This window comes from Vibrio sp. 10N.247.310.23 (assembly GCF_041467155.1).
In the GTDB taxonomy this organism is placed as follows: Bacteria; Pseudomonadota; Gammaproteobacteria; order Enterobacterales; family Vibrionaceae; genus Vibrio; species Vibrio crassostreae_C.
Map to the genome: position 1 here is coordinate 20,142 of NZ_JBFSTZ010000002.1, position 19,655 is coordinate 39,796.

Here is a 19,655-nt window from a genome sequence, read left to right on the forward strand (position 1 = left end):
TAAAGGATACAATTATCGATTGTATCCTTTTTTGGTGTCCTAATTTATTTTGAGAGTCTGGAACCCAAAATAAATACGCATGAACGTGGTTAGCCAACATGCCGCACCAAAGGTGTAAGCGATAACCGCAAAATGTTGAGGCCAAATACAGAACGCGATGAAACAAGCGATGGTTTCAGTGCCTTCGGTTAGCCCTGACATGTAGTACAGAGACTTATGCTTATAGACTGGGTTTTCGATGCCTCGCTTGCCTGCCATAACCGCAAACGCTAAAAAGCTGCTGCCTGTGCCGATAAAAGAGAAGATCAAAAACGCACCGGCAATGGCGTTGTGTTCTGGGTTGGCAATGACAAATCCAAAAGGGATCAGCGAGTAGAATAGGAAATCTAGGCTGATATCGAGGAAACCGCCCGCATCACTAATGCCTTGGATTCGAGCCAAGGCTCCATCAAGCCCATCACATACTCTATTAAACACAATGAAGCCTAACGCCCACTCATATTGTTGAAATGCCAACGCTGGAAACGCTAAACACCCAATCAGAAATCCGAATAACGTGGTTTGATTGGCCGTGATACCCAATTGGTTTAGTAATTTAGCAGACTGATTTAATGGCCACTTAATGACCTTAATGGAGTACTTATCCAGCATGGTTACTTCTCCATGGCCAAGACAGTACTTCTGCCCCTTGAGGTACATCGGCTTCGTCGTGCGTGACCATTAATGTAGGGATATTCGCTTTGGTCAGCTGTTCGAAGACCCAATCGCGAAATTGTGCTCTGAGCTCTTGGTCTAACTTACTGAACGGTTCGTCAAGCAGGGCGAGTTTAGGCTTGGCTAACAGCATACGAGTCAAGCTTATTCTTGCGCGTTGACCGCCGGATATTTGATCCGGGAAAGATTCAGCTAAGTGAGTTAGCTCTATGTCTTTTAGTGCAGCCATTGCTTGTTTTTGGCGAGCGGAACCTTTAACAGAGTTCGGTAACGAAAAGGCCAAGTTTTCCCATACTTTGAGGTGCGGAAACAACAAGTCATCTTGAAACAAAATACCGACTTCACGCTGATGTGATGGAAGCTCGTCGAGCTGAATATTGTTCAACACAACGGTGCCAGAGTACGAAAACTCTTCACTTAAGTGACCAGCAATCGCATCCAGTAAGGTCGACTTTCCGCAGCCACTCGGCCCCATCAAAGCCAGTATTTGGCCAGATTCTAATGTGACGTTTAGCGCTGAGAACAGCGAATCTCCATCGGTTTTACGGATGGCGAGGTCGTTGAGGTACAGACTCATTACTTAGGAAACCTTTAAAAGTAAGACGGCGATATCTGAGTTGAAGTCGGCTGACTAATATCGCTAAAGAGAAAAAGAACAGAGGCAATAGGGCCTGCCAAATGGCATAGATTGCTGTCACCCTGCGGTCGAAACCACTGGTAAGTGCAACGGCTTCTGTGGTGATCGTGCTAATACGGCCCGCGCCGAGCATTAATGTTGGAAGGTATTGGGCCAAACTCACGCTGATCCCGACCGCCAAAGCAAAGGCAATCGCAGGAAGCAAGATTGGTAGTTTGATCGAATACCAACTCTGAAATGGCGATTTACCTAGGCTCAGCGAGGCTTTAATCAACCCATCATTGAAGCTTTTCCACGGGCCATCCAAAGACAGATACACGAACGGGAAAGCAAAGAAAACATGCGCCCAAATCACCCAGAACTCATAGGCACTACTGCCGATGTAGAGGGTCGTGACTTGCATACCAAACAACACTGAAAGCTGTGGTATTAGCATTGGAATAGCGATAATGAAGCCCGGAACTTGCCACTTGTATTTGATTCTGTATTCGTGAGCAACCAGCGCAAGCAACAAAGCGATTGAAGCAGCAATCAGACCAATCCATAAGCTTTGACCAACGGTGCTCATGATGCCTTCCCACTCGAACTCCCAGAAGCGCGTGCTGTAGCGGCTCGGCAGTAAATCAGGGAAGCGCCAACGCTGAGCAACGCTCCAAATTACCATTAAAGGAATGATCAGCAGTGAAAGGCTAGCAAGGACAGTGAATACCGTTTTCCCCGGAAGGTTTGCCCCTGTTCTTCCGGAATACTGCCAAGTTCGAAAGTACTTAAGAACCGCCCATTCAACTAAACGCGCCAAGGCGATGATCAACGAAGCTAAACCAAACAAAACGATGGCACCAGCAGCAGCTCGCGGAAGTAGGTTAAGATCCGGATCGTTGAACCATTGCCATACCAAAACGGCAAAGGTCGGCGGGTTGGTTGGGCCTATGATCAAAGCAATATCGACAACCGAGACACTGTAAGCGAGTACCGCCAGCATTGGGAAACGAAGCTTAGTAAACCATTGTGGGAAAATACATTTCCACCAGATCTGAGCGCGGCTGTAACCGAGCGATGCACTGACCTTGGTGATACGCTCTACATCAATTTGCTGAAGTATCGAAATGCTCATCAGCAATAAGAAGGGGACTTCTTTGAGTGCGAGCATAATAATTAAGCCGAACGCGTATGGGTCTTTCACCAATAACGCCAATTCAGAGCTGGTAGCCGATTCGCCGAGCAAGTGATGTACCGCTCTTGCGCCAAGCCCCGTTGGACTAAACAGAAAAGCAAAGCCGATAGCGAAAGCTACATGTGGAATGGCAAGCATTGGCGATAGCGTAAACTCAATCTTTCTCCAAAACTTGTTTCCCCAAGAGGCTTGAAGAATACAAAAGGTCAGGAAGCAGGCTATATAGCTGCTTGCAATTGCTGAACCTAGGCTTAAGCCAATAGAGTGCCAAGCCCCTTCCCATTGAAAGACTTGGCTAAAACCGTTGAGTGTCGGCTCCTCTAAACCAAGGGGCGGGATGAAACTCAGTGACGAAGCCACGACTCCCGCTACCCCAGGAATGGTCGGGATAATGCATACAGCTATAACAACAAAATATAGAGCGCGTAGCATGAAGACTAGTTACCGTATCGCTTAAGCCACTCTTTCTCGAGCGCGTTTTGCCAGCTAGGGTGTGGTTCATCAACCGATTTAAATTGCTGGGTGTTTTTAGCGCTGCCAGTGAGGTACTTGCTGCTCAGAACCGAAGGATCGCCCCAAACATTGAGGTCCCCCTTGCGAGACTGTGCTTCAGGGCTCAGTAAGAAGTTAATGGTCACTTGAGCACCCGCGGTTGCATTGGCGTTCCAAGGAATCGCAAGGAAGTGAATGTTAGATAGAGCGCCGCTTTCTAGAGCATAAGCCTTAGTGGTTTCGGCTAAGCGACCACTGGCTTGTGCTGAATAAACAGAGTTTGGATTAAACGTAATCGCGAGATCGATCTGTCCGTCATCCAGAAGTTGGATGCTTTCCGATGTGCCTGCTGGGAACTGCTTTCCACCGCGCCACGCCACTTTATGGAATTTATCTAAGTAAGCCCACAGTGGTGCCGTTACTTCTTGGAAGTTGTCTTCTGAAACCGGCTGAGCCAGCGCAGGGTTATTGTTTGTTAGTTCAATCAGTAGTGACTTAATGAAGCTCGTGCCATGAAACTCTGGTGGGCGAGGGTAGCTTAAGCGGTTCGGGAAAGCCTGAGCGTAGCTTAACATCTCAGAGAATGATTGTGGCGGGTTGTGAAGTGTTTCTTGGTCATGAATGAACACCAGTTGTCCCACGCCCCACGGTGCTTCTAAGCCTTCTGTCGGCTCTGAGAAATCGACATCAATTGGCAGAGACTTATCGACATACTGCCAATTTGGAAGTGATTCCGTAAATGGCCCAAACAATAGCGCGTTGTCTTTCATCGAACGGAAGTTCTCGCCATTAATCCAGACGATATCGACGCTGCCTTCACTGTTCTTTCCTGCCGCTTTTTCAGCAAGCAGTCGAGTGGTGGTTTCCGCAATATCGGTCACTTTCACATGCTTTAACGTGACACCGTAGTCACTTTGTAATTTCTTGCCTGCCCACTGTAGGTAACGATTGATCTCTTGGCTTCCGCCCCAAGCGTGAAAGTAGACAGTTTCTCCCTCTGCCTGCTGTTCTATTTGGTTCCAGCTGTCGATGGATGTTGCTTCATCAGCATAAATGGTTGCGCTGTATGCAACGGTTGCCATGATTCCTAACGTACTTACTATATTGTTCATAAACTTTTCCATTTGGTAGTGAACGGGCAAGAGCATTGTATTTTCAAACTCCCTAGGTCGTGTTGACCCTTCGTGGTTAACGAAAGATCAACATGCCCTAATAGTTATTCTATCTGTTTCTGAAATAAATTCTAATTCAACAGTAAATTCAATCAATTACTTGAGAACAAGCAGGGAGTTCTCGGTTGAGTTTTGTTCGATCTGTAATCACCTCGAAAACTCGACAGACTCTAGGCTTTTGCCATCCTAGCAACAGACCGCTGAACCGTTGAATTTATTGCATCTAAATGAGAGATTTTTGAGGTTTATTGGAGGCTGGTACGAAAAGTCGGCGATGAGTGTCAATTTTGAAGAAGTAGTGAGGGCAAGCTGACAATAAAAAAGGAGCCATCAGGCTCCTTTAATCAGTATTTGGTTTCGATGACGGATTAGTTTACCCAGTCACGAATTGTGTACGTTAGCGTGTGTACATCGTTTTTCAGTACTAGCGTATCGTTTGTTAGCGTTACGTCGCTCCACTCGCTTAGAGTAGCAGAAACCGATTGTTCGATTTCCATCGCAGAGCCGTGACACATTTTCATTGTCATGCCCATTTGCTTGATACGGAATTGACCGTCTTTCAGCTCGCCTTGACCGAAGAAGTTGTTACAACCAGCCATGCCGTTTGCAGTCATCTTTTCGCCGATCTCTAGACGAGGAGCTGCTTGGTCTTCGCTTTTCACAATGTCCTTGCCATCAATTTGCGCAAGTTCCCAATTATGGTGCTGTAGATCGGTTGGTGTTACTTGCATCGCGTTGTCACCTGTTGTTGTGCATGCTGCTAGCATCATAGGTAAAGCGGCTACTGCTAGTAATTTTTTTGAACTAAACTTCATATTATAAGGCTCCAAAGGAAAGAACGAAGTTACCGGATAAGTGTAACTTGATGGGTTCAAAGTATAGTTTACAAAACACTATATGTGTCAGTATAAGGTCATAGTTTAGTATGGGTTTCATGAGCCATGCGACAAATTAATCGCTTATTTTTGAGAGAGTAAGCGTAATTTTGAATGTGTAAGGAGGCATGGTGGAGCAGTTAGAGTTTTTCCAAGTTCCAAGCCCTTGCGTTGGGGTTTGTTCAAGCGATGACAAAGGCTATTGCAACGGTTGTATGCGCAAGAGAGAAGAGCGCTTTAATTGGATGTCGATGACACCGTCAGAACAATTGCACGTGATAAAGCTGTGTCGTCAGCGCTATAGAAGAAAAATAATGAATCAAAAAAACTTGATTGGTAAGCAGGTCGATGAAGAGGGAAATACCAGTCCCCAAAGAGATCTTTTTGGCTAAAGAGGAAGTATTTAGATTTTATTTAACTCCGAAGTAACTATTACTTTACATAATGGTTGGGGTGTAATATTAAAGTAGGTACCTTTGTACCAGAAGGAGTGGTGTCGGTATGAATAAAAAGAACGTAAAAATCAAAAAAGAGCCAGTCAAAGCACTTGACCGAAAACCGATCGGGGCAAAAGATGACCCTGAAGAGACTCCGCGTGATTGGCATTCGATGTCAGAAGAAGAACGAATGGAAATCCTTTCTCACCTCTCAGACATGCCTTTCCAATAACACCACTGGTTCTTCAGAGCCTTTCTTAAAGCTCAGTTTTCAGAAACAAAAATGTGATTAAACAAACATGTGATTCGCTTTCGTTACACCACGATGGTACGTGCAAAATGTATCATCGGCCTCGGTGGTTTTACTGTGAATCTTAATGTTTGTGATCACTTCTACCGCCCCTGCATCGTAGCAAGCTTGTTCTGCTTTTTTAACGATATCGAGTAATTGATTGAGTTCACCTTTCATTGTGGTTTCCATCGCACCAACTTGGAAAGGGACATCGGCTGCTTTCACAACTTCAATGGCTTTATCAACTACTTCGAAGTTGTTGCCTTCTTTAACGCGAGGGATCACTTGGAAGGCAACCATCACTTCTTTTTCTCTTTTTAACTCAGACACTTTCTGCTTACTCAATGATAGGGATTTGTTGTAGATGATAGGTTAATGCGGAGATAAATTCTACAGCGGTTACGCTGCTTTATTTATGACACGAGTGACTGGAGATATCGGACTACTTGCTACCCCAGTGGTCACTTACCCAACCACCTATGTGCTCATCAAAATGACTGCCACTGAACCTCTGGTTGCGTTCAACCGAAGTATCACAATCATCTTTATTATCTATTAGGGTTTGTATGTAGTTTGCCATCGGGTCATTGGAACGTTGACGATCTCGGCGAGTTGCCACTTCCTTAATCAGTTGTAATCGATATGTAGAGCTAGCACGTTTCATTTCAATGACCTCCTGTTGTAGACACTAATAGAAAAATCTAGTTGCTAGATATAGGGGCGTCAACGTGATTTAAGAGTATTTTTTTTGAGCAACCAAGAATCAATACGTTGGCATCATAATTCACAAAAATGTCATTTAAGTTGGCAACTTTAGGGAAGTTTTTGGGTGTGAGTTTGTATTTTGTTGCATATAAAAAGGCCCAGTACAAACTGAGCTTATTATTTTATTTCTGGTTGCTTAGCGCTATTTCTGGTTACTTAGAGCTATTTGGTTTGCTTTTAAATTGCTTAATGCTCTTCTTTTGGGCTGTTCTTCGATTGGCCATTTTATCTTTAGGTGGACGCTTGCGAGCGGTCGCTTCAGATGCAGGTTTGTCTGTGACTGGGAAGCCTTCCAATGACTGTAGTGGCAGTGCTTTGTTGGTTAAAGTGCGAATGGCGGTCAGGTAGTCAGTTTCACTGTGGCTAACCAGCGAGATTGCACAACCAGTACTTCCTGCTCTCGCCGTTCTTCCAACGCGGTGCACATAAGTCGCTGAATGAGGTGGTAACTCAAAGTTAATCACAATAGGTAGTTGATCAATATGGATGCCTCGAGCCATCACATCAGTCGCGATAAGCACACGAGTCTCGCCATTTTTGAAACTTTCTAATGCTTGCTCTCGTTCTTCTTGGCTCTTATTTCCATGTAACGCACTCACACTGATTTTGGCTTTATTCAATCGTTTGGTTAATGCATCGGCATTGTCTTTTGCGCCAATAAATACCAATACTTGCGGCCATGTGTGTTGATTGAGTAGTGCGATGAGCGCTTGAGCTTTACTGCCTTTGTTCACTAAATACAGGGTTTCTTCAATAGTCGCGACCACGCTGTTTTCTTGATGTGTCGTGACTTTAACTGGATTTAAAAGAAGCTCTTCAGCTTGCCCTACTAATTCGGGCGGAAGTGTCGCAGAGAACAACAGTGACTGACGTTTACTTGGTAGTGCTGCAGTAATCGCTTGAACATCTTGCCAAAATCCCATGTCGATCAGGCGGTCGGCTTCATCAAGAACCAATGATGAACACCGAGCTATATCCAGTTCATCACTTTTGATTAAAGCAAGTAGGCGGCCCGGTGTGGCGATGGCTAATTGTGGTTTAGTCGATAATTGTTGCTGTTGATCATCAGTATTTACCCCGCCCGTTAGCGTTACCAATTTGATATTGAGCGTTGTCGCGATCGGTTCTAAAGATTTGGTCACTTGAGATGCAAGTTCACGGGTTGGAACAATGATCAGTGCTTGCAGTTCATTCACATCTTGGTTGATGTTATTCAGTAAAGGTAAGCCGAACGCCAATGTTTTACCGCTGCCCGTTTGAGCCAATGCGAGTACGTCTTTCCCCGCAATAATGGTAGGAATTACCGCTTGCTGTATCTCTGTCGGCTTATTGAATTGAGATGAGAGCGCGGAGACGGTTTTTGCGTTAAGGGTGAGGCTATCAAATGACATAAATGAACCAAGTATCAAAATGGAGGTGGAGTCTATCAGGGCTACAAATGTTAGAGAATCAGTTTTGTATGTTAGACGATAAACACATTCATTATACGCGCGAATTATGTCTGTTAGCTATACGCGATAATTAAGCGTTTATCATATTGTAATGGCACTGAATGGACGTACAATGTCCGCCCTAAAAATGTTCATGAAATGAGATCGAAATGAGTTGGGACAGTATCTGGCTGTTTATCGTTATCGTGTTTTTTATTGCCATTATCCCGGGCCCAAATGCGCTGTTGGTATTAAGCACAGCCTTAACTCAAAGGAAGCTGTTCGCATTTGTGAACGTGTTGGGCGTGTCATGTGGTTTCTTTTTTCATGCCTTTATCTCGGCTAACGGCATAAGCTTATTACTGTCGAACACTCCCATGGCCTTTGAAGGGCTAAAGTGGGCTGGGGTTTTGTATCTTGTCTGGCTTGGGTATAACCATTTTCGTGCGGCGCTGCGCGCTCAAGAGGGCGTGCTCATTGTGGTCAGTGCATCGGGAAGTAAGCTTTATAAGCAATTTTTCAAAGGGCTTCTCACTAATCTACTGAATCCTAAAATTGTCCTGTTTTATCTTTCTATATTCCCTCAATTTGTTTCAACAGATGCGATTGTGACAGACAGTTTGATACTTGGTGCAATTCAAGCGTCAGTGGTGTCGATGTGGTTCTTAGTTGTGATCTTAATGGCGGATACCTTTAAGCGCTTGTTAGTTCAAAAGCGCACCTCGCAAATGATGAACATTGTGTGTGGGATTCTATTCGTGGGCTTCAGCATTCAGTTGGCATTGTTTCAGCTTTAGGGTGCGATGCGAAGAATTGGGTTTTTAGCTATTGGTTCAGTTCATTTCCGGCTTAGTTCTCGTTTCCATCTTAGTTTTCATTTCCGATTCAGTTCTCATTTTTTACTGAATGCTAAGCAATCAGTGTTTCTCTGTATAAATCTCTAAAGCATTAGCTCGGGAAGTCGATATAATTATTAGCTATCAATTTGGTGAATGTGTTTATTTGAGACCAATTGAAGCTACAGCCTATTGCTTGACCGAAATAACAGAGACAGGGAGTCACTAATGCGTGAAGATTCATTCACCCAGAAACGCAAATATTACCGCTTAAAGTACCCTCAAAAGGCTCGTCCGGTGATGCGAATTAAGGATGAGCTTTTTCATGTCAGCGAAGTTTCTGAAAAGGGTGTACGCCTGATGATGCGTAACATCATTCCGGTTTATCGTGGCTTTTCAATGGCCGGCACCTTGAGGTTGCATGACAACAACAGTATCGATATTAGCGGTGCTGTATTGCGACAAGAAGGTGACGAAGTGATCGTTCAGTTATCACAAGGCCCAAGCTTCAAAGATATGGTGTCTGAACAACGCCACATTAGGCAAAGATACCCAGTGTTTTTTGCTAGCCTCAGAGTGGCATAGAAAGCTTTTAAAGTTAGATTCACTCATCCAAGCCGATATTAAAAAACCAGCACTTTCACAAGTGCTGGGCTTTGTTCTATCTATAGCCCAGATTCTTATAAACCAAAGGCGATACAGGTAAAGCTAATGAGCTTAGTTCGCCTTATAGCTCGTCTACTGTAGCCCAAACTGCGGCTAGCATGTCGTGACCAAACGCGACACTTCGCTCTGGAGACCAGCCGTAAAGTTCGTCAGCGTGGCTGATGTGATCTTTAAATGGCATCTCGACGGTGTAAGCCAAGCACTTGAACTGCTCACCAATCCAGTTTGTGCCAACTGTCATGTTTGCTTTGCCCGGTTCGTCTTTATCGTAACCAAATTCATCTTGGAACTCTGGCGTGATAGTGAGCAGTGCTTGCTTGAAGTAGTTCTCTAGCTTCGCGATGCGCTCGTTGTAAGAAGGTGTGCCTTCGCTACCGGCTACAAAGTTATATGGAATCGCTTCGTCGCCGTGAATGTCTAGACACAGGTCAACGCCCGTTTCTAGCATACGCTCGCGAACAAGGAATACCTCTGGGCTGCGTTCCATAGAAGGTGATTGCCATTCGCGGTTCAGGTTAACACCAATCGCGTTAGTACGCAGGTGACCGCGGATGCTGCCATCTGGGTTCATGTTTGGTACAACGCGGAACACAACGCTGTCTAGAAGAGAGCGACCGACCGTATCTGTTTCATCAAGCAGGCGTTGTAGCAGACCTTCGATTAGCCATTCAGCCATCGTCTCGCCTGGATGTTGGCGACCGATAACCCAGATATTTTTCTTCTCTTCACTTGGCTCGCCGATAGTTAGCAAAGTGATGTCGTTGTTGTCTAGCGTGTGACCTAGAGTTTCAAGCTTACAAGCAGGGTGCGTTTGAGCATTGTGCAGAAGATCTTGGTGACGATCGTATGAGTACGGCGCGAAGTACGCGAAGTACATTGAATCGTGTTCAGGGATGATATCGAAGCTTAATGTATCGCCATCGAACTGAGATGGGATACGGAACCACTCTTCACGGTCATACGATGCAACTACATCGTAATCTTTCCAGCCTTCAGGGTAGGCAGATGTTGCCAATTGACCGATTTCAAAGTGGTGAGATTGTTGAGCTTCACTTTCTAAGCGGAAGTGAAACCACTGAGAGATTTCAGTTTGGTAGTCTGCTGGGATCGTCAGTTGAATGTTTTGTGGTGAATCTGCAGAAACGACGTGAATGTTGCCGCTTTCGAAATTGCTGAAAATTTTCATTGTAGTTTTTATCTCGTAGTTGAGTTGCCGTAAGACTAGCACACTTTTTTTCGAGCAAACCACTAACTAAATCGTAATGAGATGTTATTTCAACTATCTACTTTTTAGTTCTCTACTTTGAGCAGTACTTCCTATCTATCGACGCTGACAAGTTGTACACCCACGACAGGCTGAACGTGTGTGGCGATCTAACTTGCTGCGTTGAACCTTACAATAAGCGTTTTTCAGCGCTCTTCTTCCTGAGAACCAATCATCGGGTTTTGACAGGATCAGATAACCATTAAAGCGTTTCATAAGCTCGACTCTATTTTGGTCGATGAACTTGCTATCAAAGCCAATCTCAAAGTAATCAAGCGCTTGTTCGATGGCAGTGAAACTCGCTATTTTTTGTTGGAATTCTGTTTGGCTCATGGGAAGTAGGTTTCTGTTCTGGTGACAACTATTGTATCGAGTTTACGATTTGTTTTATTGATTTTAGTTATGACTTACCTGGGTTTGAATCGTGGGCTTTTTAAACTTGAAGTGATCTTTTTAACTCTTTGAAGCTTATAGATAAAACATCAATGAACTGTGCAGGACAAAATCATGAACCGGATCAACCCAAAGAAACTGCTCCGCAGTAAATGGACGGCCGTTAGCCCTGTAAAGAAAGAAAAACACTTTATGGTCACAGAGGTCGAGTTTGAAGAAGGGGAGGTCATTCGTTGTTTAATAGAAGCGGTGATGACCAAACGTGAGGAAGACATCAACTGGCGGGATCTCACCGACAAGGATCATTGGCTTCCCGGTTGGAAATAAGGATAGCAAGTAGGGAGCAGTCCTTATTTCTAATTACCCGCTGCTGCACGTCCTTGCCAGTATTTAAGGCCTTCTAAGACACCCTCAGCATGTGTTGCTCTACTCGTGTATACGTTGTCTCTATCCGATAGGTGAGCAACCTCTGGGTAATGGTTAGCAACCAGTATCGAGTTTACGCCTTCAATGGTGAGCATTGAGGTGTCGTTAGCTGAGTCACCTGCGACGCACACTTCTGCAACGCTCAAATCGTGTTGTTCGAGTAGGTGGTGAATCGCAGTCGCCTTGTTAACGCCTTTTGGTGTGATATCTAAGTACCAATCATGAGAGTAAGTCAGGTGAACATCTAATCCGTGCATCTCCAAGCTAGATTCAATCAGTTCGTGTTGAGGCTCTGAAAGCTTTCCTTCAAAGGTGATCTTGTAATCGCCTTGATGGTTTTCTATGCGATCACCCATAAAATCAAGGGGGGCGAGAGCCGTCTCTACCCTTGATTTGTTCCAAGAAGCTTCCAGTTGGTTATGCCAAACATGGTCTGGTTTTTGGGAATGAACATGATGAATTTTGGTGCCCACATCGCTAATAATACTGTGTGGCTTCGGGTAGTTATCCGATTCTAAACCCATTCGAATCGAAGGTAATGTTCTTCCTGTCGCGATGATAAAGCGAATATCAGGTTGTTCTGTGAGGTAATCAAATAGCTGGTTAACACCGTGAGATGAGCCTCCATCAAGCGTACCGTCAAAGTCACACACCAACATTTTTATCATTCGAATTCCTTGTCTTTTTCTCTCATTCATCGCGGGGAAATGTCTATTTCTTTTATAAAGAATGGCTCAGCAGTGAGCACTCTACAAGTTGAATTCCAGCTTAGGTAATCGCCAATTGAGAGTTTGCAGCAAGTATCACAGTTGGTGTGATGTATTAAAATTCTTGGTTGAAAAGGTTGATTTCAACTCGCTGACTTTAGACGGTTGACCTTTGGTTTTTAGGTAGAGATTGAGAGTCGATCTTATCCTTGTTACCGAGCGAACTTTCGCCTCGGAAGCATCATGAAAGCTTAATAAATAGTTCGTATTCGAATTATTTGTGCACGAACTAATTATGGCTTTTGTTGGTTCATTCAGCCTATTAATTACTCTAATGTAAAATTAATATTCAATAATCTACGACTACGTAATACATAATATTGGCCGTACGCTTATCTAATTTATCCCTTTTATTATCAGTGGCTTGCTTTGTTTTTGCTTATTTTTTTGGTCTTGTTGTTGCTGGTCTGGTTTCAGTCTGTTGCCTTTTTTACCGAGCGAAGAACCTTGATTTACACGTGTCAATTACTTAGAGTGCTAATTGTTTTTCGGGTTTAAATAACCAATTTAAGTTTAAATAACTGAGAAAGGATTAGATTACATGGATCCCATACTGGAAGTTAAGGGACTGTACAAGGTGTTTGGTGAAGACACCGACCGTGCTTTTACAATGATTAATGAAGGCGCAAATAAAGATAAAGTTTTCGAAGAAACAGGGCTAACGATCGGCGTTAACGATGTTTCTCTTAGTATTCAAGAAGGCGAGATTTTCGTCATAATGGGACTGTCTGGATCTGGCAAATCAACCCTAGTACGCCTTCTTAACCGCTTGATCGAACCTACCAAAGGCAATGTGCTTCTTCGAGGCAAAGACATTGCCCACATCTCAGAAGATGAACTCCGCGAAGTTCGCCGCAACAACATCTCCATGGTTTTCCAAAATTTCGCTTTGATGCCGCATATGACGGTTATCGAGAATGCCGCGTTTGGTCTAGAGCTTGCGGGTGTTGAAGTTGAACAACGAAAGCAATCAGCACTTGAAGCACTTGAGCGTGTTGGCCTTGGCGCATATTCAGAATCTTACCCAGATGAGTTGTCTGGTGGTATGAAGCAGCGTGTTGGTTTGGCTCGTGCACTAGCATGTGACCCAGATATCTTGTTGATGGATGAAGCGTTCTCGGCGCTCGATCCTTTGATTCGTACTGAAATGCAAGATGAGCTTATTCGCCTTCAAAATGACGATAAACGAACCATTGTTTTTATCTCGCATGATTTGGATGAAGCGATGCGTATCGGTGACCGAATTGCGATTATGCAAAATGGCGAAGTGGTTCAAGTCGGTACTCCAGACGATATTCTTAGTAACCCAGCGAATGATTATGTCGAAGCTTTCTTCCGTGGTGTGAACGTAGCAAGCGTACTTACTGTGAAAGACATTGCGCGTAAGAAGCCAGCTGCGGTATTTAAAAAATCAGAACACGATGGCCCAGCGTCCGCTCTACAAATTTTGATGGATAACGACCGCGAGTACGGCATCGTAGTTGAGAAGAGCAGCCGTTACTCCGGCATTGTCTCTATCGACTCGCTTCGTAAAGCCCACAAAGAGAACAAATCACTCATCAGCGCACAGCTCGATGATGGACTAACGCTGAACCCTGATTTACCAATCAATGATGTGCTTGGCCTAGTTGGTGGTGTGCCTTACTCAGTGCCTGTTGTGGATGAGCAAGGTAATTACTTTGGCGTGGTGACTAAGTCACGACTGTTACAAACATTGGATAAGGGGTAGATCATGTCGTCTGAACAAACAAATAATGACCCATGGTCTCAATCGGCTCCTCCAGCTCAACCTGCAAGTGATCCTTGGGGTCAATCCGCTGATACCTCACCGTCAGCGGATTGGTTAAGCAGCGAAACCGTTGAAACGACACCTTTTGATCCACTTGACCCTTTTGCAGAGGCTGTGCTGCCTGTTGACACTTGGGTTGAGTCTGGACTGAATTGGTTAGTTGAGCACGGACGCCCATTATTCCAGGCAATCCGTGTGCCTATCGATTTTATCCTAAGTTCATTTGAAACGGCGTTGGTGTCTACGCCAGCACCATTCATGTTGATCATCTTGTTTCTAGTGGCATGGCAGTTTTCAAACTTGAAGCTTGGCGTTGCAACGGCCGTATCTTTGACTTTCATTGGCTTGATTGGCGCTTGGTCTGAAGCAATGACCACATTGTCACTGGTCATGACATCCGTATTCTTCTGCCTATTGATTGGCTTACCCATGGGGATATGGCTCGCTCGAAGTAACACGGCGGCTAAATTCGTGCGCCCAATTTTGGATGCTATGCAAACCACACCAGCCTTCGTTTATTTAGTACCGATCGTCATGTTGTTTGGTATCGGTAACGTTCCGGGTGTCGTGGTGACCATCATATTCGCACTTCCTCCTGTTGTTCGTTTGACCATCTTGGGTATTCAGCAAGTTCCGGAAGAATTGATCGAAGCGGGTCACTCATTCGGTGCAAGCAAAAAGCAGATGCTTTACCGAATTCAACTGCCACTTGCATTACCAACTATCATGGCGGGCGTGAACCAAACACTGATGTTGTCGTTATCGATGGTGGTTATCGCATCAATGATTGCGGTAGGTGGTTTAGGTCAAATGGTACTGAGAGGTATTGGCCGTTTGGATATGGGACTGGCCGCTGTTGGTGGTTTAGGCATCGTTATCTTAGCCATCTTATTAGACCGCATCACCCAAGTACTGGGTGTCAATGCTGGTAATACAAAATTACGCTGGTATCGCATGGGACCTGTTTCCCTTGTACTGAATGTACTTAATCGCGGTAACAAATCAGAACTTCAATTAAGGAAAAACACCAATGAATAATTCATGGAAGAGTAAACTCGCAGTAAGCATCGTTTCTACATTAGCGGTATCGACTAACGTGTGGGCAGCAAGCCTACCGGGTGATGGCGTATCAGTTCAGCCTGTTCAATCGTCTGTAGCGGAAGAGACATTCCAAACATTGATTGTTAACCGTGCTCTAGAAGAACTGGGTTATGACGTGAAATCAACTCAAGAAGTGGACTACAACGTAGGCTACACCTCGATTGCAAAGGGTGACGCAACGTTCCTAACGGTAGGTTGGTTCCCGCTTCATGCTGATAAATACACAATGGCAGGTGGTGATGAGAAATTCTACCGTGAAGGCCAATATGTAAGCGGCGCTGCTCAAGGTTACCTAATTGATAAGAAAACGGCTGAAAAGTACAACATCACCAACATTGGTCAATTAACTGATCCAAAAATCGCGAAGCTGTTTGATGCGGACGGTGATGGCAAAGCAGACCTAACAGGCTGTAACCCAGGTTGGGGTTGTGAGATGGTGATTGAACACCAACTTTCAGCGTTCAAACTGGACGATACGGTAACTCACAACCAAGGTAACTACGCTGCAATCATTGCAGATACAATTTCTCGTTACCAAAAGGGTGAATCAATCCTTTACTACACATGGACACCTTACTGGGTAAGTGGCGTATTGGTGCCTAACGAAGATGTAGTTTGGTTAGAAGTTCCTTTCTCAGCACTTCCTGGCGAGCGTTCGAACGTGGATACGACGCTATCTAACGGCAAAAACTACGGCTTCGAAATGAACTCAATGCGCATTATTGCGAATAAAGAGTTTGCTAAGAACAACCCATCAGCAGCGAAGCTTTTTGAAATCGTCAAACTTAACATCAATGATGTAAGCGCTCAGAACATGATGATGAGTAAAGGTAAGAACAGCTCTGCTGATATCGAAGCGCACGTAAACGGTTGGATCAAAGCGAACCAAAGCACGTTCGATGGTTGGATTACAGAAGCGAAGAAAGCAGCACTGTAACTTTGACTTGTATTTGCTCTGTCTTACCAGACATTTTGATTTGAAATGATGAGCGTGTTGAGTGATTGTGTAGAGTCACTCAATCACCTTCAAACCAAGTGAAAGGGCGACAAGAGTGAACATTATAAAGCCAGCAGTCCATTTGGATTGCTGGCTTTTTGTTTTCTGTTTCTATTTTTGAGCTTCTAGCTGTTAATTACAGCTCTAGCGTTCGCCTTGAACTTCGAAGTTGTCGCTGACTAAGCGAGCGCAGCCATCGGCTTCAAGTGCCCAGTGTTCATGATGTACAACGCCAAACGCTTTGTTCATTGTCCAACTCGCGGTAAGAATGTAACCGCCGTCTGGGTGCTCTTCCCATTTTACATCGGTGTAATCAACGTCTTTGAAACCTTGGTCGATGATGTTTTGCCAAAATGCTTGAATCGCTTCATGACCTTCAAAAGTACCAAATGGACGCGCTTCCATTACACAGCTTTTAGTATATTGATCGGCACAACCTTTCGCATCTTGGTTGTTGAAAGCCTTTTGCCACGCGTTAATGCCTTGCTTACATGCTTCTAAAATTTGGTTGTCTAACATTGTCTTTCTCCATAACAGTCTTGTTTCGAGCACTGTCTTTTTTATTTGGTATTTCGATAAGTTGAATTGAGTTTAGTCTTGGAAATTGATTTTAAAAACAGAGATAATGGAAAATACTGTTTGTAAAAAGAGAACAATAAGATGAGTAAGCTAAAGCAGATGTCGATTTTCGCTCATATCGTAGATCAGGGTTCAGTCTCGGCTGCGGCTGAAAAGTTAGAGTTGTCTAAATCTGTCGTCAGTCAACATCTCAAAATTCTAGAACAAGAGTTAGGCGCCTCTCTCCTTAAACGCACAACACGAAGACAAACTTTGACAAGCATGGGTGAGCGCTTTTATTTGAGTTGCAAAGACATCAATGTGATCGCTGAATCGGCATGGGATATGGCGAAAGCCGAGCTAGAAGAGCCACAAGGCCGGATTCGTATTACTGCTCCAAATGCACTGATGGACTTGTTGGTTGCGCCTGTTATTGCGGATTTAATGAAGCAATACCCGAAACTAAAGCCTGAGCTGATCAGTGATGATCAACACTTGGATTTCATGGAGCACGATATTGATCTCGCGGTACGAGTGGGTAGCTCGCGCGACAGTAATCTTAAGCAGAAACGGTTAGGCGAGTTTAAAGATGTGTTATGTGGCGTTGAAAGCATGCGTGAACGTGAGCTTGAATCGATTCCTTACATTGCAAACTCTTGGCAGGGAAAGCAGGTGACTCATCATTTTAGTTCTCAAACTGAGCAGGACTTTGTCTACCAACAGCAAGCTAGTTGCGTCACCAATTCGTTCCACAGTTGCCTTGCACTGATTAAATCAGGTGTTGGTATCGGTGTGATTCCAGATTTCTGCATTCCTCAGTTATTTGGTGATGTTGTCGACGTGCTGCCAAGCTTTGAATTACCCACCAACACGGTTTATGCGCTAAACCCATTTGCTTCAAATACGCCTATCGCCATCAAGCTGTGTATCCATGCTTTGGAAGAAAAGCTTAAGCAGAATTTAGTATAAGCTTTCTATCGTTGGTAAAATCCGGTGCTTAACCATATTTACTAATAAAAGAAATAACATGTTTATTACTCAGTAATTCGATCTTGTCGATAGTCAGTACGCAATAGCGGTAGTTTTTTTTCTTGAAGGTAATGTTCGATTTTTCTTTTGTTGGTTCTGAGAATTTATAGATTTCAAACCCAAGGTTTTTCATCAGATCCAGTGCATTTGGATTTTTGATCATCATAGAGAATTTCTTGATCTTAGTATTGCTTGCAAGAAGCTTCATATCGGAAATCAGGTTCGCAATAGATTGTTCACGCTTCTCAGAGTGACCGCTAACCACAATGTAATTTAAGTTATGATTAGAATCTAAAGAGCAGGCTTGCTTAATATGTAGATGCTTATTTTGGTATTGCTCGAATACCTCTTCGTTGAAGAAAAAACCTAGGCTATGACTAACAATATCGCCATTAACATTGACCATTTTTCTGCCATGCGCCTTTTTTTCACTGCAATAGAGAAACAGGTCGATAGCATCAAGGGCTGAAGGGTCTACCTTTGTATATTGTGAAATCAGCTTTATTCTATCTATTATTGCTTTGTCATTCTGATCTGTCATCAATGGCATGATCTGACAGTCGCAGCCCTCTTCTATTTCCCCTTTAGTGATAGACGATATTCGGCTTTGAAACGAAAAGAACCTCTCACGAAGGAAGTCTTCAAGTAATGCACTGTCTTCGTTATCTTCTGAATCAAAGGATTTCAACGTTGTATACAAGTCCAGACCAAGGCAGTCCAATAGCTTTAGGGCTTTGTAATTACTTGGCTTTACTTTGCTATTTTCCCATCGATTTATCGTTACGACATCTACAGAGCTGAATTCATCATCTAAGTGATTAATGTATGCCGCAAAATCCTTTTGCGTTAACTTCAATTTCTTGCGCGCTTCGCGCAGTAATTGCGGAAATTTCATCATGGTAGAATATTCATCTTTGATTAGTGACATTACGTTCCGATTCGTCAGATAGTCTATTTTATCAATCGTTAATATACAGTAGCTATAATATTTATTTTTGAATGTAATATTACATTTTTTAGCAGAAGGTTCTGAAAATTTAAATACTTCAAACCCCACACTCTTCAAGAGTCTCATCATATTGGGGTCTTTTACTAAAACAGAATATTTTTTAATGTTTTTGTTCTGAGAAAGTAACTGTATATCTGAAACTATATGCTCAATAACATGATCTTTTGTCTCTGAGTGTGAGCTTATATTAAAATAATTTATGCTTTTGCTTGAATTTAAAGAGCAGGCCATTCTTAGATCTAGCTCTTGAGTTTTTAATGTCTCAAATTGATGGTCTTCAAAGAAAAAGCCTACGTTGTGACTCACAATGTCGCCATCTACATTGATCAGTTTGTGACCATGTGCTTTTTTCTCACAGTAATAGAGATATAAATCAATTTGGTCCAGTGGCGATATATCGACTTTTGTGAATTTAGAAAGTAGTTTGATTCTGTCGATAACGCCAGTGTCACATGGCTCTGACATTAAAGGCAGTGACTTAAAGTTGCGTTCGCCTTGTTGTTGATTCAGGCCTGATAGAGCTGAAATTCTACTTTGAAATGAGCCATAGGATTCGTTTAAAAACAGTTCGATTAGTGTGTCTTTTTGTTCGGACTTAAAGCTCTTTATTGTCTCAAACAAATCTCCGCCAAGGTGCTGTAAGATCTTGAGTGCTTTGTATGTACTAGGCTTTACCTTACTGTTTTCCCAACGATTTATCGTTACGACGTCAACCGCATTAAACTCATCGTCCAGCTGATTTAAGTAGGTTGCAAACTCTGTTTGTGTAAATTGAAGTTCCTTTCTGAAGTTACGTAACAACTGTGAAAACTCACTCATTAAAACATTAACC

At 43.6% G+C, this 19,655-nt stretch carries 22 protein-coding genes; 9 read left to right on the plus strand and 13 right to left on the minus strand.

Features of this window, described 5'->3' with window-relative positions:
• Nucleotides 1–39: 39 nt before the first annotated feature.
• From AB6D93_RS01520 to AB6D93_RS01540, 5 genes are all read right to left on the minus strand, one after another.
• Nucleotides 40–651 carry a CDP-alcohol phosphatidyltransferase family protein gene (locus tag AB6D93_RS01520; RefSeq protein ID WP_017065358.1) on the minus strand — a complete coding sequence of 204 codons (612 nt, stop codon included), beginning with the start codon at nt 649–651 and terminating at the stop codon, nt 40–42.
• On the minus strand, nt 641–1,291 hold the full coding sequence (locus AB6D93_RS01525) for an ATP-binding cassette domain-containing protein (protein WP_017065359.1): 651 nt from the start codon (nt 1,289–1,291) through the stop codon (nt 641–643). Before AB6D93_RS01525 ends, AB6D93_RS01520 begins: the two co-directional genes overlap by 11 nt.
• Nucleotides 1,257–2,957, minus strand: a complete 1,701-nt coding sequence (locus AB6D93_RS01530; protein WP_102333170.1) for an ABC transporter permease — start codon at nt 2,955–2,957, stop codon at nt 1,257–1,259. The genes AB6D93_RS01525 and AB6D93_RS01530 overlap by 35 nt, the downstream gene beginning before the upstream one ends.
• A 5-nt stretch (nt 2,958–2,962) precedes the next feature.
• Complete coding sequence (locus AB6D93_RS01535; RefSeq protein WP_017068055.1) at nt 2,963–4,129, minus strand: ABC transporter substrate-binding protein; 1,167 nt, start codon at nt 4,127–4,129, stop codon at nt 2,963–2,965.
• Between the two features lie 428 nt (nt 4,130–4,557).
• Nucleotides 4,558–5,004, minus strand: coding sequence for an META domain-containing protein (locus AB6D93_RS01540; RefSeq protein WP_004734625.1), 447 nt, complete (start codon nt 5,002–5,004; stop codon nt 4,558–4,560).
• Nucleotides 5,005–5,192: 188 nt separating this feature from the next.
• Here AB6D93_RS01540 and AB6D93_RS01545 point away from each other — a divergent pair, with 188 nt between their 5' ends.
• Entirely contained in the window at nt 5,193–5,456 is a 264-nt protein-coding gene (locus AB6D93_RS01545; RefSeq protein ID WP_017060324.1) for a DUF1289 domain-containing protein, read from the plus strand.
• A 109-nt stretch (nt 5,457–5,565) separates the two neighbouring features.
• Complete coding sequence (locus AB6D93_RS01550; RefSeq protein WP_017060325.1) at nt 5,566–5,733, plus strand: hypothetical protein; 168 nt, start codon at nt 5,566–5,568, stop codon at nt 5,731–5,733.
• Nucleotides 5,734–5,790: 57 nt separating this feature from the next.
• Here AB6D93_RS01550 and AB6D93_RS01555 read toward each other — a convergent pair whose 3' ends face one another.
• The 3 genes from AB6D93_RS01555 to AB6D93_RS01565 all read right to left on the minus strand — a co-directional run bounded on the left by AB6D93_RS01555 (nt 5,791) and on the right by AB6D93_RS01565 (nt 7,949).
• Nucleotides 5,791–6,093: a thiamine-binding protein gene (locus AB6D93_RS01555; protein ID WP_017065764.1), complete on the minus strand. Its 303-nt coding sequence runs from the start codon at nt 6,091–6,093 to the stop codon at nt 5,791–5,793.
• A 142-nt stretch (nt 6,094–6,235) separates the two neighbouring features.
• On the minus strand, nt 6,236–6,457 hold the full coding sequence (locus tag AB6D93_RS01560; protein WP_017065363.1) for a hypothetical protein: 222 nt from the start codon (nt 6,455–6,457) through the stop codon (nt 6,236–6,238).
• Between the two features lie 253 nt (nt 6,458–6,710).
• Nucleotides 6,711–7,949, minus strand: coding sequence for a DEAD/DEAH box helicase (locus tag AB6D93_RS01565; RefSeq protein WP_102333171.1), 1,239 nt, complete (start codon nt 7,947–7,949; stop codon nt 6,711–6,713).
• Nucleotides 7,950–8,158: 209 nt separating this feature from the next.
• Here AB6D93_RS01565 and AB6D93_RS01570 point away from each other — a divergent pair, with 209 nt between their 5' ends.
• Together AB6D93_RS01570 and AB6D93_RS01575 are read left to right on the plus strand one after the other, a co-directional pair.
• The gene (locus tag AB6D93_RS01570) at nt 8,159–8,785 is read left to right on the plus strand and encodes a LysE family translocator (RefSeq protein WP_102333172.1); all 627 of its coding nucleotides are present in this window, start codon (nt 8,159–8,161) and stop codon (nt 8,783–8,785) included.
• 267 nt (nt 8,786–9,052) lie between these two features.
• Entirely contained in the window at nt 9,053–9,409 is a 357-nt protein-coding gene (locus tag AB6D93_RS01575; protein ID WP_017060329.1) for a hypothetical protein, read from the plus strand.
• Nucleotides 9,410–9,551: 142 nt separating this feature from the next.
• Here the strand turns inward: AB6D93_RS01575 and AB6D93_RS01580 are convergent, their stop codons facing one another.
• Complete coding sequence (locus tag AB6D93_RS01580) at nt 9,552–10,676, minus strand: M14-type cytosolic carboxypeptidase (RefSeq protein WP_102333173.1); 1,125 nt, start codon at nt 10,674–10,676, stop codon at nt 9,552–9,554.
• Between the two features lie 135 nt (nt 10,677–10,811).
• Nucleotides 10,812–11,087 (minus strand): nitrogenase-stabilizing/protective protein NifW, encoded by a 276-nt coding sequence (locus AB6D93_RS01585; RefSeq protein ID WP_102333174.1) that lies wholly within the window; start codon nt 11,085–11,087, stop codon nt 10,812–10,814.
• A gap of 174 nt (nt 11,088–11,261) precedes the next feature.
• Here AB6D93_RS01585 and AB6D93_RS01590 point away from each other — a divergent pair, with 174 nt between their 5' ends.
• Nucleotides 11,262–11,474, plus strand: coding sequence for a TIGR02450 family Trp-rich protein (locus AB6D93_RS01590; RefSeq protein ID WP_017068050.1), 213 nt, complete (start codon nt 11,262–11,264; stop codon nt 11,472–11,474).
• Nucleotides 11,475–11,503: 29 nt separating this feature from the next.
• Here AB6D93_RS01590 and AB6D93_RS01595 read toward each other — a convergent pair whose 3' ends face one another.
• A complete protein-coding gene (locus tag AB6D93_RS01595) occupies nt 11,504–12,241 on the minus strand; it encodes an HAD-IIB family hydrolase (RefSeq protein WP_065583888.1) in 738 nt (245 codons plus the stop codon).
• A gap of 640 nt (nt 12,242–12,881) precedes the next feature.
• Here AB6D93_RS01595 and proV point away from each other — a divergent pair.
• The 3 genes from proV to proX are packed head-to-tail and all read left to right on the plus strand — an operon-like array spanning nt 12,882 to nt 16,167.
• Nucleotides 12,882–14,069: a glycine betaine/L-proline ABC transporter ATP-binding protein ProV gene (proV, locus tag AB6D93_RS01600; RefSeq protein ID WP_017067805.1), complete on the plus strand. Its 1,188-nt coding sequence runs from the start codon at nt 12,882–12,884 to the stop codon at nt 14,067–14,069.
• Between the two features lie 3 nt (nt 14,070–14,072).
• Entirely contained in the window at nt 14,073–15,167 is a 1,095-nt protein-coding gene (proW, locus tag AB6D93_RS01605; RefSeq protein WP_102333175.1) for a glycine betaine/L-proline ABC transporter permease ProW, read from the plus strand.
• Nucleotides 15,160–16,167: a glycine betaine/L-proline ABC transporter substrate-binding protein ProX gene (gene proX, locus AB6D93_RS01610; RefSeq protein WP_102333176.1), complete on the plus strand. Its 1,008-nt coding sequence runs from the start codon at nt 15,160–15,162 to the stop codon at nt 16,165–16,167. The genes proW and proX overlap by 8 nt, the downstream gene beginning before the upstream one ends.
• A 204-nt stretch (nt 16,168–16,371) precedes the next feature.
• On the opposite strand, the gene AB6D93_RS01615 is transcribed toward proX, so the two are convergent.
• Entirely contained in the window at nt 16,372–16,746 is a 375-nt protein-coding gene (locus tag AB6D93_RS01615; RefSeq protein WP_017060338.1) for a nuclear transport factor 2 family protein, read from the minus strand.
• A 141-nt stretch (nt 16,747–16,887) separates the two neighbouring features.
• Between AB6D93_RS01615 and AB6D93_RS01620 the strand changes: the two genes are divergently transcribed.
• The gene (locus AB6D93_RS01620; RefSeq protein WP_102333177.1) at nt 16,888–17,754 is read left to right on the plus strand and encodes a LysR family transcriptional regulator; all 867 of its coding nucleotides are present in this window, start codon (nt 16,888–16,890) and stop codon (nt 17,752–17,754) included.
• A 28-nt stretch (nt 17,755–17,782) separates the two neighbouring features.
• Here the strand turns inward: AB6D93_RS01620 and AB6D93_RS01625 are convergent, their stop codons facing one another.
• A complete protein-coding gene (locus AB6D93_RS01625; RefSeq protein ID WP_102333178.1) occupies nt 17,783–19,642 on the minus strand; it encodes a helix-turn-helix transcriptional regulator in 1,860 nt (619 codons plus the stop codon).
• Nucleotides 19,643–19,655: the final 13 nt, after the last annotated feature.

What these genes read in the sequence shown, in the direction of transcription:
- AB6D93_RS01520 (WP_017065358.1), bottom strand. Translation starts at nt 651, where the DNA reads ATGCTGGATAAGTACTCCATTAAGGTCATTAAGTGGCCATTAAATCAG.
- AB6D93_RS01525 (WP_017065359.1), bottom strand. Translation starts at nt 1,291, where the DNA reads ATGAGTCTGTACCTCAACGACCTCGCCATCCGTAAAACCGATGGAGAT.
- AB6D93_RS01530 (WP_102333170.1), bottom strand. Translation starts at nt 2,957, where the DNA reads ATGCTACGCGCTCTATATTTTGTTGTTATAGCTGTATGCATTATCCCG.
- AB6D93_RS01535 (WP_017068055.1), bottom strand. Translation starts at nt 4,129, where the DNA reads ATGAACAATATAGTAAGTACGTTAGGAATCATGGCAACCGTTGCATAC.
- AB6D93_RS01540 (WP_004734625.1), bottom strand. Translation starts at nt 5,004, where the DNA reads ATGAAGTTTAGTTCAAAAAAATTACTAGCAGTAGCCGCTTTACCTATG.
- AB6D93_RS01545 (WP_017060324.1), top strand. Translation starts at nt 5,193, where the DNA reads ATGGTGGAGCAGTTAGAGTTTTTCCAAGTTCCAAGCCCTTGCGTTGGG.
- AB6D93_RS01550 (WP_017060325.1), top strand. Translation starts at nt 5,566, where the DNA reads ATGAATAAAAAGAACGTAAAAATCAAAAAAGAGCCAGTCAAAGCACTT.
- AB6D93_RS01555 (WP_017065764.1), bottom strand. Translation starts at nt 6,093, where the DNA reads ATGGTTGCCTTCCAAGTGATCCCTCGCGTTAAAGAAGGCAACAACTTC.
- AB6D93_RS01560 (WP_017065363.1), bottom strand. Translation starts at nt 6,457, where the DNA reads ATGAAACGTGCTAGCTCTACATATCGATTACAACTGATTAAGGAAGTG.
- AB6D93_RS01565 (WP_102333171.1), bottom strand. Translation starts at nt 7,949, where the DNA reads ATGTCATTTGATAGCCTCACCCTTAACGCAAAAACCGTCTCCGCGCTC.
- AB6D93_RS01570 (WP_102333172.1), top strand. Translation starts at nt 8,159, where the DNA reads ATGAGTTGGGACAGTATCTGGCTGTTTATCGTTATCGTGTTTTTTATT.
- AB6D93_RS01575 (WP_017060329.1), top strand. Translation starts at nt 9,053, where the DNA reads ATGCGTGAAGATTCATTCACCCAGAAACGCAAATATTACCGCTTAAAG.
- AB6D93_RS01580 (WP_102333173.1), bottom strand. Translation starts at nt 10,676, where the DNA reads ATGAAAATTTTCAGCAATTTCGAAAGCGGCAACATTCACGTCGTTTCT.
- AB6D93_RS01585 (WP_102333174.1), bottom strand. Translation starts at nt 11,087, where the DNA reads ATGAGCCAAACAGAATTCCAACAAAAAATAGCGAGTTTCACTGCCATC.
- AB6D93_RS01590 (WP_017068050.1), top strand. Translation starts at nt 11,262, where the DNA reads ATGAACCGGATCAACCCAAAGAAACTGCTCCGCAGTAAATGGACGGCC.
- AB6D93_RS01595 (WP_065583888.1), bottom strand. Translation starts at nt 12,241, where the DNA reads ATGATAAAAATGTTGGTGTGTGACTTTGACGGTACGCTTGATGGAGGC.
- proV (WP_017067805.1), top strand. Translation starts at nt 12,882, where the DNA reads ATGGATCCCATACTGGAAGTTAAGGGACTGTACAAGGTGTTTGGTGAA.
- proW (WP_102333175.1), top strand. Translation starts at nt 14,073, where the DNA reads ATGTCGTCTGAACAAACAAATAATGACCCATGGTCTCAATCGGCTCCT.
- proX (WP_102333176.1), top strand. Translation starts at nt 15,160, where the DNA reads ATGAATAATTCATGGAAGAGTAAACTCGCAGTAAGCATCGTTTCTACA.
- AB6D93_RS01615 (WP_017060338.1), bottom strand. Translation starts at nt 16,746, where the DNA reads ATGTTAGACAACCAAATTTTAGAAGCATGTAAGCAAGGCATTAACGCG.
- AB6D93_RS01620 (WP_102333177.1), top strand. Translation starts at nt 16,888, where the DNA reads ATGAGTAAGCTAAAGCAGATGTCGATTTTCGCTCATATCGTAGATCAG.
- AB6D93_RS01625 (WP_102333178.1), bottom strand. Translation starts at nt 19,642, where the DNA reads ATGAGTGAGTTTTCACAGTTGTTACGTAACTTCAGAAAGGAACTTCAA.